Source organism: Apilactobacillus kunkeei, from assembly GCF_005930975.1.
Taxonomy (GTDB): Bacteria; Bacillota; Bacilli; order Lactobacillales; family Lactobacillaceae; genus Apilactobacillus; species Apilactobacillus kunkeei_E.
This window is the reverse complement of sequence record NZ_VBSE01000042.1, coordinates 1-14,004: the sequence shown is the minus strand read 5'-3', so window position 1 is coordinate 14,004 and position 14,004 is coordinate 1. Positions and strand designations below refer to the sequence as shown.

The window sequence follows — 14,004 nt, the reverse complement described above, 5'->3', positions numbered from 1 at the left end:
GGTAGCTAATTAAAAACTTAAGGAATATAATTTAGTTATCGATTAGTAAAGCGCTTACATTATTGCCGCTATAGTAATCATAGCCACTAAATGATTATATTTGATAAAGGAGAGTGAGCTATTATGACATCCAAACTAAAATTACCAAAACTATCTAGGTTCCAATTATTTAATATTACCTTCGGTTATTTTGGTTTAAACATGGCGTTCTTTTTACAAACTTCTCAAATGAGTAGAATTTTCCAAACTATTGGTGCAGACCCTAATAAGTTGGGATGGTTTTTCATCCTACCACCATTAGCAGGAATGATTGTTCAACCAATTGTTGGAAAGAGATCAGACAAGACGTGGAATCGTTTTGGTAGAAGATTGCCATATTTGATTATTGGTTCAATTATTTCCGCAATTGTTTTAATTGTTTTACCAAACGTTGGATCCCTAGGTTTAGGTTATGGATCATTAGCCGCTTTGCTATTTGGTGCGGTTACTATCATGCTTCTAGACGTTTCTTCAAACATGTGTCAACAACCATTCAGAATGATTATTGGTGACATGGTTAATTCAGACCAAGAAGACAAAGCATGGTCATTCCAAAACATTTACTCGAATGCAGGTGGGATGCTAGCAGCAATCTTACCATTCGTGATTACTGCAATTGGTTTTTCAAACGTTGCTCCTAAAGGTGAAGTTCCAACAACTGTTAAGATTGCCTTTTACATCGGAGCAGTCGTAATCGCTGCAACGACTATCTACACTGTTGTAAACGTTAAAGAATACGACCCGGTAGAATACGCAAAATACCATGACATCGAAGAAGAAGACAGTAAAGAAAAAGCACCAAGTCTATGGGAATTAGTAAAGACTGCTCCCAAGATTTTCTGGGAATTATTAGCAGTTATGATGTTCTCATTCATCTCAGTTCAATTTGTATGGACTTACAGCACTGGTGCTTTAGCAGAAAACATTTGGCATACAACTAACCCTGCTAGTGCAGGATTTCAAGCAGCTGGTAACTGGAATGGGGTATTAACATTCGTTCAATCACTAGCTGGAGTTCTATGGGGAACATTCGTATTGGCTCGTCTAAAACCAAGTCAAAGAAGAAAAATACTATCATTTTCATTGGTATTAGGTGGGTTAGGATTAATTATGATGTACTTTGTAACTTCAAAGATGTTATCCATTATTCCATTTACACTATTTGGAATTATGTACATCACAATTGGAACGGAAGCATTTGCAATGATTACAGGTGCTGTTAAAGGTAAAAATGAAGGTGCTTACTTAGGACTATTCAACTGGCAAATTTGTATTCCACAAATTGTAGCTTCGATTTCTAGTTTTGCTATCTTCCCAATGCTACACGGATCAATGAGTGCAATGTTATTCCTAGCAGGAATTTGCGCACTAATTGCTGCCGGAACAGTCTTCTTTGTAAAACCAGTTAAAGAATAATTAAAGGAGTTGAATTAAATATGACTAAGGATATTAGATTAAAACTAAAAGACGTGAGTTCAAGTAATCCCGGAAATTTAGAATCTGTTTTTTCATTCGGTAATGGTCACTTTGGGGTTCGGGCAACTAATCCAATTAAATCAAATGCAATTGAAGGAACATTAGTTAACGGTTTCTTCGAATACAGTCCAATCACTTATGGAGAAGCAGCTGCCTATTACCCAAAGAGAAATGAAACCATTGTTTCGCTACCTAACCTAAGAAAGATTCGCGTCTTTGATGACAGTCATGATGAATTCACTCATTCGACATTAGTAGATATGCAATTAGATTTATCTGACGGTAAGTTGGTTGAAGAATATGAATTAAGCAATGATGCACACCAAACAATTAAAATGATGGTCACTTCAGCCATTGATCAAAAAGAAGTGCATTTTTATGGAATTGAATATTCATTTGAAGCCGGTTCGTACAAGGGAGATATCTACGTTGATAAAAACTTTGTACTAGAAGAAGTTAATAATGTTACTCAAGATGATATTGATGATCCTAGAAAGACTAGAGAACTAAAATCAATCAAACGAGAAGTTGTATCGAGAGATGATTTATCTCAGACTATAGCAATTAGTACTTCTGAATCAGATCAACGCATTGAAATTACTGTCTATGGTTTCGATAACAATAGTCCATTGGAAACTAAATTATATTTAATTGATGAACCTAAGGTATCCTATGGATTTGTTGTTGGTGAAAAAAACGAATCATTTGAATTTGGTAAAGAGGATTTTAAGACTATTAAACAAAACAGTGCTAGTTTTTGGCACGATACTTGGGAAAACAGTGAAGTCACAATTTCTGGAAATGACGAATTGAATTTAGCTCTTCATTACAACATTTTCCAACTAAACCAAGCTACTGGTCGTGATGGTAAGACAAACATCGCAGCCAAAGGGTTAACAGGACCTGGTTATGAAGGTCATACATTCTGGGATACAGAAATGTACATGATTCCTTACTTCATTTACACTAACCCAGAAATCGCCAAGAAATTATTGATATACCGTTACAACACGCTAGATTTCGCTCGAATTCGTGCTCGTGAATTAGGTGTTAACCAAGGAGCACTCTTTGCATGGCGTTCGATTAATGGTGAAGAAACTTCTGCATACTATCCAGCAAGTACAGCGGCTTACCATTTAGATGGTGATATCGCATATGCGATTGGTAACTATTATCAAGCAACTCATGACACAGAGTTCTTAAAAAAATACGGTTTCGAAATGCTATTAGAAACTGCTCGTTTCTTCAGAGAATTTGGGACATGGGCACAAAGAGATGGCGAATCCGTCTTTGAATTTCATACAGTGACTGGTCCAGATGAATATACTGCAATGGTGGACAACAATTACTTCACTAACAGAATGGCACAAAACAACTTTATATTGGCATACAAACTGGGATTAATCTTAATGGAAGAAGATCCAGAGGGATTCAACAGTTTAGGTGCTTCAGTTGAGGAACTAGAATTATTTAAGGATATTGCCGAAAGAATCTACTTCCCATACAACTTTGAATATCAAATTAATGCACAAGATGAGACTTTCTTTAGCAAGGCGATTTGGCCTTTTGATGAGACACCAAAGGATAAATATCCATTACTATTGCACTACCACCCATTGAACATTTACAGATACCAAGTAAACAAGCAGGCTGATACAGTTTTAGCAGACTTGTTGTTCCCTGAAACGATTGATGATGATCAACTAAAGAGGGAATTTGATTACTACGAAAAAATTACTACTCATGATTCATCGCTATCACGTTCTATCTTCAGTGCATTAGCCGCTAGAATGGGTAACATGGAAAAAGCTTATAGCTATTTCTCAGACACTGTTCGCATGGATTTAACCGACTTACAAGGCAACACCGAAGATGGTTTGCACTTGGCTAACTTAGGTGGAAGCTGGTTAAGTGTTGTTCAAGGATTTGCGGGGATGCAAGTGACTTCAGCAGGCGAATTAAAGCTTATCCCTCATCTACCAGCTGAATGGGATGGATTTGAATTCAGAATTGTTTTTAACGGCAGACTACTAGACATTCACATTGTTAAAGGTAAAACATCGATTAAACTACTAGATGGACAACCAATGAACATCATTGTCAACGATAAGTCATACAAGTTAGAAAAAGCATTGTTAGAAATTTTATCAAAGGGGGAATAGCCATGGGATTAGAAAAAATTAAAGGATTTATCTTTGACCTAGATGGTGTCATTTCCAATACGTCTGTGTTGCATAGTAAGGCATGGAAACAAATTGCTGAAAAAGTTGGCACTCCCTGGGATGATAAATTAGCTGAAGATTTAAAAGGGGTCGATAGAATGGATTCATTGAACCTGATTTTAGATCGTGGAAATCTTCAGGGGAAATATAGTGAAGAAGATAAGTTGGCATTAGCACAAGAGAAAAATGATAACTACCTAAATCTAGTTGATCAAATGTCGCCAAATGATATTCTCCCGGGAGTCAAAGACTTTTTAGACAGCTTGAAAGATAATGGATATTTAATTTCTTTGGCTTCCGCTTCTAAAAATGCGCCAACCGTATTGGAAAAGTTGCAATTAAGTGATTACTTTGAAAAGGTAGTTAACCCTGCCGAATTAAGTAAAGGTAAACCAGATCCAGAGATTTATGTTAAAGGTGCTGAAATTTTAGGCCTTACCCCCGAAGAATGTATTGGTATTGAAGATGCTGAAGTGGGTATTGCTGCCATTAACGGCGCAGGTGAAATTTCAGTCGGTATAGGAGATGCTGAGATATTAAAAGACGCTAATATTGTCTTTTCAAATACTAAGTATTTAACACTAGACCATATTGAAAAAGCGTTATAAAAAAAGGACTGACATAAGTCAGTCCTTTTTTGTTCGTATTTAAATTTTTTTATTTTTTAATGCAGATTACAATGTTATTATAGTTTTATAATAACCTTTTATAGCAGTTGATTTTACTTAGCAAATTAGTTTTGTCTACCAGCAAAGTGAGGTCAATGCGGAAGGTGAAAAATTAACTACATAGTTTAAAAGGGGAATTTATAATGACTAAGTATAATAAATTACTATCTAAATGCGCAGTTTTACTAGCTACTCTAGGGGCAGGTGCTACTTTAGCATCAGCTCATGTTGCAGCTCACGCTGCTAGCTCTAACGATGGCTGGGAAGACGGTGTAGTTTACACTGGCAGCGTAGATGCACCAGGTATTTCAGCCGAAGACAAAGCTAGAGTTCAAAAAATGATTAATACACCAGAATCCGAAGCTAACAAACGTGCAGACGCTAAGGATGACGCACGTTTAGCCAAGCTAAACAAGTTATATCTAAAGCAACAAGCTGAATATGATGCTAAGATGGATGCTGTTGCCAAGAAGAACCATGTAAAAGATTATGACACACCATCTGAAACAGCTGAAACAACTGGAGCTCAAACTACTCCATCTAAGAAGACTACTACTAAGAAAGTAGCTAAGAAGTCTTCAGCTAAAAAGGCTTCAACCAAGAAGACTACAAAGAAACATGCTAAAAAGGCAGCTGCTAAGAAAGTTACTAAGAAGCATGTTAAGAAGTCTTCAGCAAAGAAGGATACTAAGAAGGTAGCTAAGAGACATGTTAAGAAGGCTACAGTCAAGAAAGCAACAAAAAAAGTTGCTAAAAAGCATGCTAAGAGACTTTTTAGCATCCGCGTAAAAGCCCACAAGATTTATGCTTACAAGTCAGCTAACATCCACCACAAACAAGGTCGTAAAGCTGAAAAGAAGGGTACCAAACTATATGTTTACGGTATCGTTAAGAAAGGCCACAAGACTTTCTACAAGGTTTACGGTGGTCGTGTAATTACTTCAAACAAACATTTTGTAGTAAGAACTGCTAGATAATTTAGATATTCAACAAAGAGCTAACCAAATCGTGATACTATAAGAACAAAAATCTAGCGTCTAACTCATTCAGAGCTATTAGTGAGACCATTTTTTATCAAATCCCCGCGGAACTAGCGTTCCGCCCGAAAAGACATGATTGATTGATTATGAAATCTCGCTAATAATTTCTGTAAACAAAACTACATAAATTATTTAAAGGAGATTTTATTATTATGAAAAACAAAACCAAATTATTTTCTAAATTCGCAGTATTACTAGCTACATTAGGTGCAGGCGCTACTCTAGCATCAGCACATGTCTCAGCACACGCTGACGACGGTTGGGCTGAAGCTGAACCAAGTACTGGGAAATCATATGCTCCCGGTCTAACTGACGCTGAAAAGAGAGAAGCCGACAAAATCGGTTCTCAACCTGAATCTGAAGCTAACAAGCGTGCTGATGCTAAGGTTCAAGCCGCATTAGATAAGCTAGACGCTAAATATGACAAGCAACAAGCGGCTTATGAAGTTAAAATGGAAAAACTAGCTAAGCAAAACCATGTAAAAGATTATGGTAACGGTACTAACGAACCTACAACCACTACGTCAACTACAACTTCAACTAAGAAGTCTGAAACTAAAGCAACTGCTAAGAAGTCTTCAGAAAAGAAAGCTTCAGCTAAGAAGACTACAAAGAAACATGCTAAGAAGGCAACTAAGAAAGTTACAAAGAAGCATGTTAAGAAGTCTTCAGCAAAGAAAGCTACTAAGAAGGTAGCTAAGAAACATGTTAAGAAGGCTACAGTCAAGAAAGCAGCTAAGAAACATGCTAGAAAGCATGCTAAGAGACTTTTCCGCATCCGCGTAAAAGCTCACAAGATTTACGCTTACAAGAACATTAAGCTACAAAAACAAGGTCGTAAATCTGAAAAGAAGGGTACTAAACTATATGTTTACGGTATCATCAAGAAAGGCCACAAGACTTTCTACAAGGTTTACGGTGGTAGAGTAATTACTGCAAGTAAGAGTGCAGTTACTAAAATTAACAATTACGTTTCTAGAGTAATTGTATAATTGAAAAATATAAAAAAGAGCAATCCATTTCGGATTGCTCTTTTTTTTAAGATTAGCCTAATTTTTGAAATTCATTAATTTCGTCATCCGTTAGTTGGTACAAAGTATTAAAGACGGTTGATAAAAATGAATATGGTAGGTTGTCGGTAATACCGCCGGCAATTTCTCCTGCAATACTTAGAATGCTTGATGCTAATACAGCTGAGTTTAAAGTGTTGTCGACAGCTAGACATGCTCCCAAGATTCCATCTAACATGTCACCACAGCCAACGTTGACGGCAAAGTAGTGGTGACCATTTTTTACCTCAATTGTTTTTGTGCCGTCTGAAATTACATCGATTACTCCAGATAGTAGTGTAAGGCAGTTGAACTTTTTAGCAACTGCTGCCGCAATTTCATGAAGATCACCATCACCACTTCCGGCATCGATACCTTGAGCATTCCATTCAATGTTCGCTAAAAATGCTAATTCACCAGCATTACCACGGACAGCATCGAATTTTACCTCTTTTGCCACTTTGGCAAAGTTATCCTGACGTAATTTGGAAGCACCGATGGCGACTGGATCAATAACTACAGGGATTCCTTTTTGGTTTGCATACTTTCCTGCCGCAATCGATTTGGCGATGTCTGCATCGTTAGATGATCCCATGTTAATAACTAAAGCATTGGAAATGTTAACTAGGTCTTCAGCCTCTTTGATGTCATCAAACATAATGGGTGAGGCGCCAATGAAATTAATGGCATCGGCGACGTGTTGAGGTGTTACCATGTTAGAAATATTTAGGATGATTGGTGAATTTTCTCTAATTTGTTGGATAGTAGTCATTATGCGTTCCCCTTTAGATGGTTAATTGTTTGTTTAAAGTCATTGCTGTCGATGATGTCAGAAATTACAGATACACCATCGACATTATTGGTTAAGACTGCTTTGGCGTTATCTTCCTTGATACCACCGATAGCAACTGCAGGATGAATTGATTCTTGGTACAAACGATTTAATTCGTCGATTCCAATAGCTGGTTTGACTTTTAGCTTGGATTGGGTGGCAAAGATGGGTCCAATTCCGATATAGTCGATTGATTCAACATTGTTGGCAGCTCTCACTTCTTCTAATGAATGAGTGGATAGACCAATAATCTTATTTGGACATTCAGCAATGACTCTTTCAATCTTAGTGTCGTCTTGACCAACGTGAATACCGTCGGCGTTAATTTTCTTCATTAAATCGATATCATCGTCAATAATGTAAGGAACATTGTACTGGGCGGTAATTTCCTTTAACTTAATGGCTACCTTTAGTTTTTCATTATCAGAAAGAGTGGAATGATCTTTTTCACGGTATTGAAACATCGTAATTCCGTTTTGACATGCTTTTTCAACGATTTGAATTAATCTATCGACATCACCGCCAACGTTTTGACTTCCGGCAATAAAGTATACGGATAATTGTTGCTTATCGAATTTCATCTTCAGCCCCCCAATGATTTAATGGTCCGTGCCCATGGCCCACAATAATTTCTGATTGTAGGATGGTATCAATATAGTGTTTTCCTTCAATGATAGCTTCTTTAATAGATAATCCCTTTGCTAGATTAGATACAATTGCTGATGATAACGTATCACCAGTTCCGTGTTTTCTAACAGTGTCATATTTAGGGCTTTCAATGGTAAAACTGACGCCGTTTTCCAATAGGACGTAATCGGATAACGTATCGCCTTCTTGGTGGCCACCTTTGATAATGACATTTTTGGCTCCTAATTGTTGGATATAAGTAGCTGCTGCAATTACATCGTCGTTTTTCTCAATCTTCTTACCATAGATAACTTCAGCTTCTGGTAGGTTGGGGGTGACAATATCTGCGATTGGGATTAACTTATTGATAATTGCATCGATACCAGAGTCATCTAACAATCTTGCCCCGCCCTTAGCGACCATTACGGGATCGACTACGATAGGGTGAATATTATGTTTATTAATATTTTCGACCACTGTTTCCACACGTTGTAGGTCAAATAATGCGCCGGTTTTTGCTGCTTTGATGTCAAAGTCGTTAAAGACGGAGTCAAATTGGGCGTTAATCATGTCGACGGGGGTAGGTAGCACGGATTGAACACCTAATGTGTTTTGCGCAGTTAAACCTACGACAACACAAGTGGAGAAGACATGGTGTTCTTGCATGGTTTTGATATCTGCTTGCATACCAGCGCCACCACCAGAATCTGATCCAGCAATTGTTAATGTTTGAGGGACTTTTTTACTATTCATTGTTGCCACCTCCATGAACCACTTCAGCAAATCGCCAATCTTGTTGGTAGAAGGCTTGTTCCCAGAATTCCCATTCCAATTCGGTACTCTTTAAGAAGAAACCCTTGGCCTCTTGGATTTGTTCATCAGACATATCTTTAGCTAATTCATCTAACATGTTGAATAACTTTCTAGTTAAACCACCTTCTGCATCTTCATCATCTGCGATGTAAAAGTCAATCCAACTTTTGAATGGATTGTCATCAGTGTTCTTACCAGTAGCAGTAAGTTGTTTGGCAATTTCGTTATATGTCCAAGGGCATGGAAGCAGTGCACAGATGATATTTGCGAGACTGCCAGTTCTAACAGCACGGTACATGTGTGATTGGTATAAATATGCCTTAGGACTTGGAGTGGCATGTTGCAAACTTTCGTATGTAACGTTAGCAATATTGCAGAAAACGTGGTGAGGATGGATTTCACTGTTTAGAATAAAATCAATATTTTCAGCGAAAAATTTCATATCATCTCGTTTTTTTAGGATAGGGATGATACTAGCGTAAATTTTGATGAACTCAGATAAGTATTGAAAGTCTTGTTGAACATAAAACTTTAGGGCGGCATCATCGACGTGACCGTCACCGATACCTTTAACAAATGGGTGATCAAAGATAGCTTCTAAAATGGGATTAGCTTCTTTGACTAGTTGATGTGAAAACATGAAATAATACCTCCATTGTGCTGCCACAAAAAAATACCCTCCCACACGAAGGTGGAAGGGTACACTTGGATAGACTAGGTCTAATTCTTTACTTGGAGTGCGCCTGACTTCCTTCGCTAGTGTTAACTAGATCAGGTTCAATGGGTGTAATCTCAGCCGAAAAACGGCACCCCAGTGGACAGCATTTTTATATTTAATTCATTTATTAGTATATCTGTTTTGAAACATTTGTAAACCTGATAATTTTCGTAAATAAAAAAGAGACATTGTCGTCGCGTCTCTTAATTCTATTGATAAATTTCAAAGTGAATTTGACCCATTTTATCGATTGAAACTCCAAACTCCTGTTTAGCTGAATTATCGAAACCAATACCTAAGAAGTTATCAGCATGTCCCCAATTGGAATCAGCATCATCAAACATCATGGCACAAATTGCACCATAGATGCTTTCCTTAACGTTAGCAAGTGTGATTGGTCCATTGATGTATGAGTTAGCTAGGAGGGAAGCTGCAATGTTTTCACCATAGCTGTTGTATTTAAACTTGGTAAAGACCTTATTCAAGACTTTAACGTCATGATTACCTTTGGTCGCAAAATTCCAGTGATCCTTGTTATACCCTTTTGCAACATCATTGGAAGCTAAAAGTGCACGGTTAGTCACCTTTAAGTCCTTGGTATATGGGTGGTGATTGGATAATTTGTGTCTGAAGTCATTAACTAATTTGGCAGCATACTTAGATAGCTGTCTTTGCATTTTGATGTTAATTTTTTTAATATTTACAGTCTTATTAACGTCTGCTGAATTAGGATGAAAAACATTGGTTTTCATGCTTTGCTTAATGAAGTTATGGTTGGTTTGATGTTTAAAAACGATTCTTTTTTTGTGACTGTCAAAATAAAATAGATAGTTAGATGGCAAACTTAATGAATCTGAAGCTTTATTGGTAGGATGACTATCTGCAGGAAAGTTAAATCCATCAACAGATTGATAATGTTTTATTTTACGATGCTTTCGGTGAATAGAATAATTTCTTTTACGGGTTACTTTTTTTGCTTTAGTTGCTTTATTATTTTGAACCGTCTTCTTTTTTAGCCTATATTTTTTTAATTGTTTGCGACCTTTTAGTTTGTATCTTTGAGTCGATGATTTAGTACTTTGAGCACTAACGGATATGTGGTTGACACTGCTGCTTCCTAAAAATAGTACTGCTATAGCAACAATGATGGATAGGCAAAGTGCTTTTGACTTCGACATAACGATTACCCCTTATAAAAGTTTGATATTTATATAAGTTTAACTATACCAAATATCTCTCTAATGATGGAATTAATTTTAACTTTGTGGTTTAATAAAATTAAAGACAAGGGGAGATATTTAATGACTAAATTTAAACGTGCATTCGCAATGATTTTGACTGCTGTTATCATTGCATTAGGATTAACAGCTTGCGGTCAATCTACCTCAAAATCGACTGCTAACAACAATAATAGTACAAATGATGTGTCAGCAATTGCTTCGGTTAGACCATCAAAAAATGCATGGAAACACTCATCTGAAAAGAAGCCTTACCCAAATATGAAACTATCAAAGAAGAATTGGCTAGATGTTTCAATAAAGAAACAACGTGTCTATGTTAAAAACAAGGCAGGTAAGGTCCTATACACCATGCTATGCTCAACTGGAAATGACGATGGTACTCCACGTGGTACATTCCACATTCAAAAAGAACGTGGTAGTCACTTCTACAATGCATCTTCAAAAGAAGGGGCCAACTACTGGACTTCATTCAAGGATCACGGAATCTACCTATTTCATTCTGTGCCAGTAAATGCTGCTGGAAAGTACTTGAAAAAAGATGCACACGAATTAGGTAAGGTTGCCAACTCACATGGATGTGTTCGTTTATCGATCCCAGATGCTAAATGGATTAACAGCTCAGTACCAACCGGAACTAAAGTTGTTATTCATTAATAAAATAACAAACAAAAAAGACGTTCATAATGAACGTCTTTTTTTAATGCAATGTGCTTACATCGATTAGGATTAACACCATGATGATGGTAATTCCTAAGATAGTTGCTACATATTTATTTTTAAATGATTGATGCTTGCGGTATAAGAAAAATAGCAATGTTAATAATGCAAGTACACCAATTGCATACATAATGATTAATTTGATTTGGACTGATAAATCGTCTGCTAGCATGTAAGCACCTTCTATTATTTAGTTAATAGTTGGTATGCAAATCTAGCGGTCCATGGGTGACCATTTTCGCGCATATGGATAATACCACGTTTTTCAAAACCGTTAGAAGTGATAACGTGTTGCATACCTTTGTTTTCAGGATGAGTATCAATTCTGATATCCTTAAAACCTAGTACACGTGAAACGGTGATTAAGCTACTAACCAACTTTTCAGATAGATGTTGACCACGGAATTCATTTGAGATAGCAACTCTATGGATAGCGGCATAGTGAGCTTCAGAACCGTTAATCCAATCACCTTCTTCAATTTTTAGGTAGTTAGGATCAATTCCTTGGTGGATAGTTGCAGTACCTGCAATTTGACCGTCTGTAATTAATACGTAGTTGATACCATCTTTAACGTCTTTTTCTAGGTCTTCATCGGCTGGATAACCGTGTTGCCATTGGTCAATACCTTGTTCATGTAAGTATTTGATTGCTGAATGAATGATGTCCAGGATTGCTGGTAAGTCTTCTTGAGTTGATTTCTTTAAGTATGTTGCGGGCATTTTTACACTTCCTTTATGAAAATTATAAGTAAAAAGTATATAGAAAAACGTTGCAATTTGCAACGTTTGTAAATCAAGCCTATTCATAGCATACTACAATGATACTTTTAGTAAACTAATTAGAATTATCTATAGTAGTGTAATCTTCATGGCCATTCCCATGCCACCACCGATACAGATGGTAGCTAGACCACTTTTTTGATTGGTTCGTTGTAGGTTGTAAATCAATGAACCAACAATTCTAGCGCCGGAATCACCTAGGGGATGTCCCATTGAGATGGCACCACCCGAGATGTTTAATTTGTCCATATCGATGTCGTAGTCATGAGCAACGGCAAGAACTTGTGCAGCGAATGCTTCGTTTAGTTCAACTAGGTCGATATCGTCCATAGTAATGTTTAGTTTATCAAATAATGATTTAGTAGCGTCATAGGGAGCGTATCCCATGTAGTCAGGATCGCATCCTGCTTCGGCATACCCATCGATAACTGCCAGTGGTTTAACGTTTAAACGTTTAGCAGCAGATTCACTCATTAATACTAATGCAGAGGCACCGTCGTTTAGACTAGCGGCATTGCCGGCTGTTACAGTTCCGTTTTCTTTAAATGCAGGACGTAGTTTATTTAAAACTTCGATAGAAGTATCACGACGAATGTTTTCATCTTCCTTCATAATATAAGAAGATTTTTTGTTTTTGATTTCGATTGGGACTAGTTCTTTATCGAAGTAGCCATTATCAAATGCATTAGCAGCCTTCATATGAGATTGGTAGGCAAACTCGTCTTGTTCTTTTCTTGAAACGTTGAACTTTTCAGCAACGTTTTCTGCGGTAACTCCCATTGGTTGTTTGTTGAAGGCATCCATTAAGGCATCGTTGTTTAATGAATCAATTAAAGTAACGTTACCAAACTTGTGACCGGATCTAACGTCCATGTTTAAAAAGGGTGCGTTAGACATACTTTCAACACCACCGGCGATAACAACATCAGCGTCACCCATGACGATGGCAGCTTGTGCATTGCGGACAGCCTTTAGTCCAGAACCACATACTTGGTTAACTGTGTTTGCGGTACTACAGTAAGGGATGTTTGAATTTATTTCGATTTGTCTTGAGATGTTTTGACCAGCACCTGCTTGGATGACATTTCCAAATACAACTTGATCTACATCAGATGGTTTAATGTTCGCCTGTTCAATAACAGCCTTGGTAACGATGGTTCCTAGATCCACAGAAGTGAAGTTCTTTAGGGCACCATTTATCTTACCAATTGGTGTTCTCTTGGCAGCAGCAATCACGACTTTTTCCATATAATAGTAAAACTCCTTTAATATTATCTATAAGAAATAGTATAACGATTATTCTATTTATTTCTATTATAAAGAATAAAACTGAAAAGTTTAAAAAAATTTAAAAAAGTTATTGACCACAGTGTTTATAATTGTTAAGATTATATCCGTTGTCATTTTTCAGATAACAATAAAATTTAATTGAAACGAATAATAAAAAGTTATTGACCTGATGGCCTTAATTTGATATTATTGTTTCTGCTGTTGAAAAAGTTGATCGTTAATTTCGATTGAAAATAAGCAAAAAAAGTTATTGACTTTTACTTGCTAAGATGGCATAATAGTTTTTGTTGTCATCGCGATTGAGCGACTTTTGATAACAAAGTTGATAAAATTAATTATAAAAAGTTGTTGACATTTAGTTAACGCTTTGATATAATTAAAGAGCTGATTGTTTCAATTAGCAATCAACAAATTTGGTAGATCTTTGAAAACTGAACAAGATTGATAATCGATGATGTGTAAGGAACTTACAACTTGGTTGTAAGAATTAAA

14 protein-coding genes and 1 riboswitch are annotated in these 14,004 nt (G+C 36.7%); of the genes, 6 read left to right on the top strand and 8 right to left on the bottom strand.

The genetic code is table 11. The features are described 5' to 3' along the window. The first annotated feature begins 123 nt into the window (after positions 1-123). From FD688_RS05345 to FD688_RS07365, 5 genes are all read left to right on the top strand, one after another. On the top strand, positions 124-1,455 hold the full coding sequence (locus tag FD688_RS05345; protein ID WP_138742110.1) for an SLC45 family MFS transporter: 1,332 nt from the start codon (positions 124-126) through the stop codon (positions 1,453-1,455). Between the two features lie 20 nt (positions 1,456-1,475). After that, complete coding sequence (locus FD688_RS05340) at positions 1,476-3,677, top strand: glycoside hydrolase family 65 protein (RefSeq protein ID WP_138742109.1); 2,202 nt, start codon at positions 1,476-1,478, stop codon at positions 3,675-3,677. A gap of 2 nt (positions 3,678-3,679) precedes the next feature. After that, positions 3,680-4,345 carry a beta-phosphoglucomutase gene (gene pgmB, locus FD688_RS05335; RefSeq protein ID WP_138742108.1) on the top strand — a complete coding sequence of 222 codons (666 nt, stop codon included), beginning with the start codon at positions 3,680-3,682 and terminating at the stop codon, positions 4,343-4,345. A 203-nt stretch (positions 4,346-4,548) separates the two neighbouring features. Then, complete coding sequence (locus FD688_RS07370; protein ID WP_190242918.1) at positions 4,549-5,382, top strand: DUF5776 domain-containing protein; 834 nt, start codon at positions 4,549-4,551, stop codon at positions 5,380-5,382. 215 nt (positions 5,383-5,597) lie between these two features. Then, positions 5,598-6,437, top strand: coding sequence for a hypothetical protein (locus FD688_RS07365; protein WP_190242917.1), 840 nt, complete (start codon positions 5,598-5,600; stop codon positions 6,435-6,437). A gap of 52 nt (positions 6,438-6,489) precedes the next feature. Here the strand turns inward: FD688_RS07365 and thiM are convergent, their stop codons facing one another. The 5 genes from thiM to FD688_RS05300 all read right to left on the bottom strand — a co-directional run bounded on the left by thiM (position 6,490) and on the right by FD688_RS05300 (position 10,662). Continuing rightward, a complete protein-coding gene (gene thiM, locus FD688_RS05320) occupies positions 6,490-7,266 on the bottom strand; it encodes a hydroxyethylthiazole kinase (RefSeq protein WP_054604448.1) in 777 nt (258 codons plus the stop codon). Beyond that, positions 7,266-7,907 (bottom strand): thiamine phosphate synthase, encoded by a 642-nt coding sequence (gene thiE, locus FD688_RS05315; RefSeq protein ID WP_138742107.1) that lies wholly within the window; start codon positions 7,905-7,907, stop codon positions 7,266-7,268. Before thiE ends, thiM begins: the two co-directional genes overlap by 1 nt. Continuing rightward, the gene (gene thiD / locus FD688_RS05310; protein ID WP_138742106.1) at positions 7,894-8,706 is read right to left on the bottom strand and encodes a bifunctional hydroxymethylpyrimidine kinase/phosphomethylpyrimidine kinase; all 813 of its coding nucleotides are present in this window, start codon (positions 8,704-8,706) and stop codon (positions 7,894-7,896) included. Before thiD ends, thiE begins: the two co-directional genes overlap by 14 nt. Further along, positions 8,699-9,406, bottom strand: coding sequence for a thiaminase II (gene tenA, locus FD688_RS05305; RefSeq protein ID WP_138742105.1), 708 nt, complete (start codon positions 9,404-9,406; stop codon positions 8,699-8,701). Before tenA ends, thiD begins: the two co-directional genes overlap by 8 nt. A gap of 91 nt (positions 9,407-9,497) precedes the next feature. After that, a riboswitch (TPP riboswitch) is annotated at positions 9,498-9,590 on the bottom strand. Between the two features lie 103 nt (positions 9,591-9,693). Continuing rightward, on the bottom strand, positions 9,694-10,662 hold the full coding sequence (locus FD688_RS05300; RefSeq protein ID WP_138742104.1) for an SEC10/PgrA surface exclusion domain-containing protein: 969 nt from the start codon (positions 10,660-10,662) through the stop codon (positions 9,694-9,696). A 123-nt stretch (positions 10,663-10,785) separates the two neighbouring features. On the opposite strand from FD688_RS05300, the gene FD688_RS05295 reads away from it, so the two are divergent. Beyond that, positions 10,786-11,379: a L,D-transpeptidase gene (locus tag FD688_RS05295; protein ID WP_138742103.1), complete on the top strand. Its 594-nt coding sequence runs from the start codon at positions 10,786-10,788 to the stop codon at positions 11,377-11,379. 43 nt (positions 11,380-11,422) lie between these two features. Here the strand turns inward: FD688_RS05295 and FD688_RS05290 are convergent, their stop codons facing one another. From FD688_RS05290 to FD688_RS05280, 3 genes are all read right to left on the bottom strand, one after another. Then, positions 11,423-11,614 carry a hypothetical protein gene (locus FD688_RS05290; RefSeq protein WP_053796094.1) on the bottom strand — a complete coding sequence of 64 codons (192 nt, stop codon included), beginning with the start codon at positions 11,612-11,614 and terminating at the stop codon, positions 11,423-11,425. 14 nt (positions 11,615-11,628) lie between these two features. Continuing rightward, positions 11,629-12,162 (bottom strand): GNAT family N-acetyltransferase, encoded by a 534-nt coding sequence (locus FD688_RS05285; RefSeq protein ID WP_138742102.1) that lies wholly within the window; start codon positions 12,160-12,162, stop codon positions 11,629-11,631. A 129-nt stretch (positions 12,163-12,291) separates the two neighbouring features. Continuing rightward, positions 12,292-13,470, bottom strand: coding sequence for an acetyl-CoA C-acetyltransferase (locus FD688_RS05280; RefSeq protein ID WP_138742101.1), 1,179 nt, complete (start codon positions 13,468-13,470; stop codon positions 12,292-12,294). Positions 13,471-14,004: the final 534 nt, after the last annotated feature.

What these genes read in the sequence shown, in the direction of transcription:
- FD688_RS05285 (WP_138742102.1), bottom strand. Translation starts at nt 12,162, where the DNA reads ATGCCCGCAACATACTTAAAGAAATCAACTCAAGAAGACTTACCAGCA.
- tenA (WP_138742105.1), bottom strand. Translation starts at nt 9,406, where the DNA reads ATGTTTTCACATCAACTAGTCAAAGAAGCTAATCCCATTTTAGAAGCT.
- FD688_RS07365 (WP_190242917.1), top strand. Translation starts at nt 5,598, where the DNA reads ATGAAAAACAAAACCAAATTATTTTCTAAATTCGCAGTATTACTAGCT.
- thiM (WP_054604448.1), bottom strand. Translation starts at nt 7,266, where the DNA reads ATGACTACTATCCAACAAATTAGAGAAAATTCACCAATCATCCTAAAT.
- FD688_RS05300 (WP_138742104.1), bottom strand. Translation starts at nt 10,662, where the DNA reads ATGTCGAAGTCAAAAGCACTTTGCCTATCCATCATTGTTGCTATAGCA.
- FD688_RS05345 (WP_138742110.1), top strand. Translation starts at nt 124, where the DNA reads ATGACATCCAAACTAAAATTACCAAAACTATCTAGGTTCCAATTATTT.
- FD688_RS05290 (WP_053796094.1), bottom strand. Translation starts at nt 11,614, where the DNA reads ATGCTAGCAGACGATTTATCAGTCCAAATCAAATTAATCATTATGTAT.
- FD688_RS07370 (WP_190242918.1), top strand. Translation starts at nt 4,549, where the DNA reads ATGACTAAGTATAATAAATTACTATCTAAATGCGCAGTTTTACTAGCT.
- thiD (WP_138742106.1), bottom strand. Translation starts at nt 8,706, where the DNA reads ATGAATAGTAAAAAAGTCCCTCAAACATTAACAATTGCTGGATCAGAT.
- FD688_RS05340 (WP_138742109.1), top strand. Translation starts at nt 1,476, where the DNA reads ATGACTAAGGATATTAGATTAAAACTAAAAGACGTGAGTTCAAGTAAT.
- thiE (WP_138742107.1), bottom strand. Translation starts at nt 7,907, where the DNA reads ATGAAATTCGATAAGCAACAATTATCCGTATACTTTATTGCCGGAAGT.
- FD688_RS05280 (WP_138742101.1), bottom strand. Translation starts at nt 13,470, where the DNA reads ATGGAAAAAGTCGTGATTGCTGCTGCCAAGAGAACACCAATTGGTAAG.
- FD688_RS05295 (WP_138742103.1), top strand. Translation starts at nt 10,786, where the DNA reads ATGACTAAATTTAAACGTGCATTCGCAATGATTTTGACTGCTGTTATC.
- pgmB (WP_138742108.1), top strand. Translation starts at nt 3,680, where the DNA reads ATGGGATTAGAAAAAATTAAAGGATTTATCTTTGACCTAGATGGTGTC.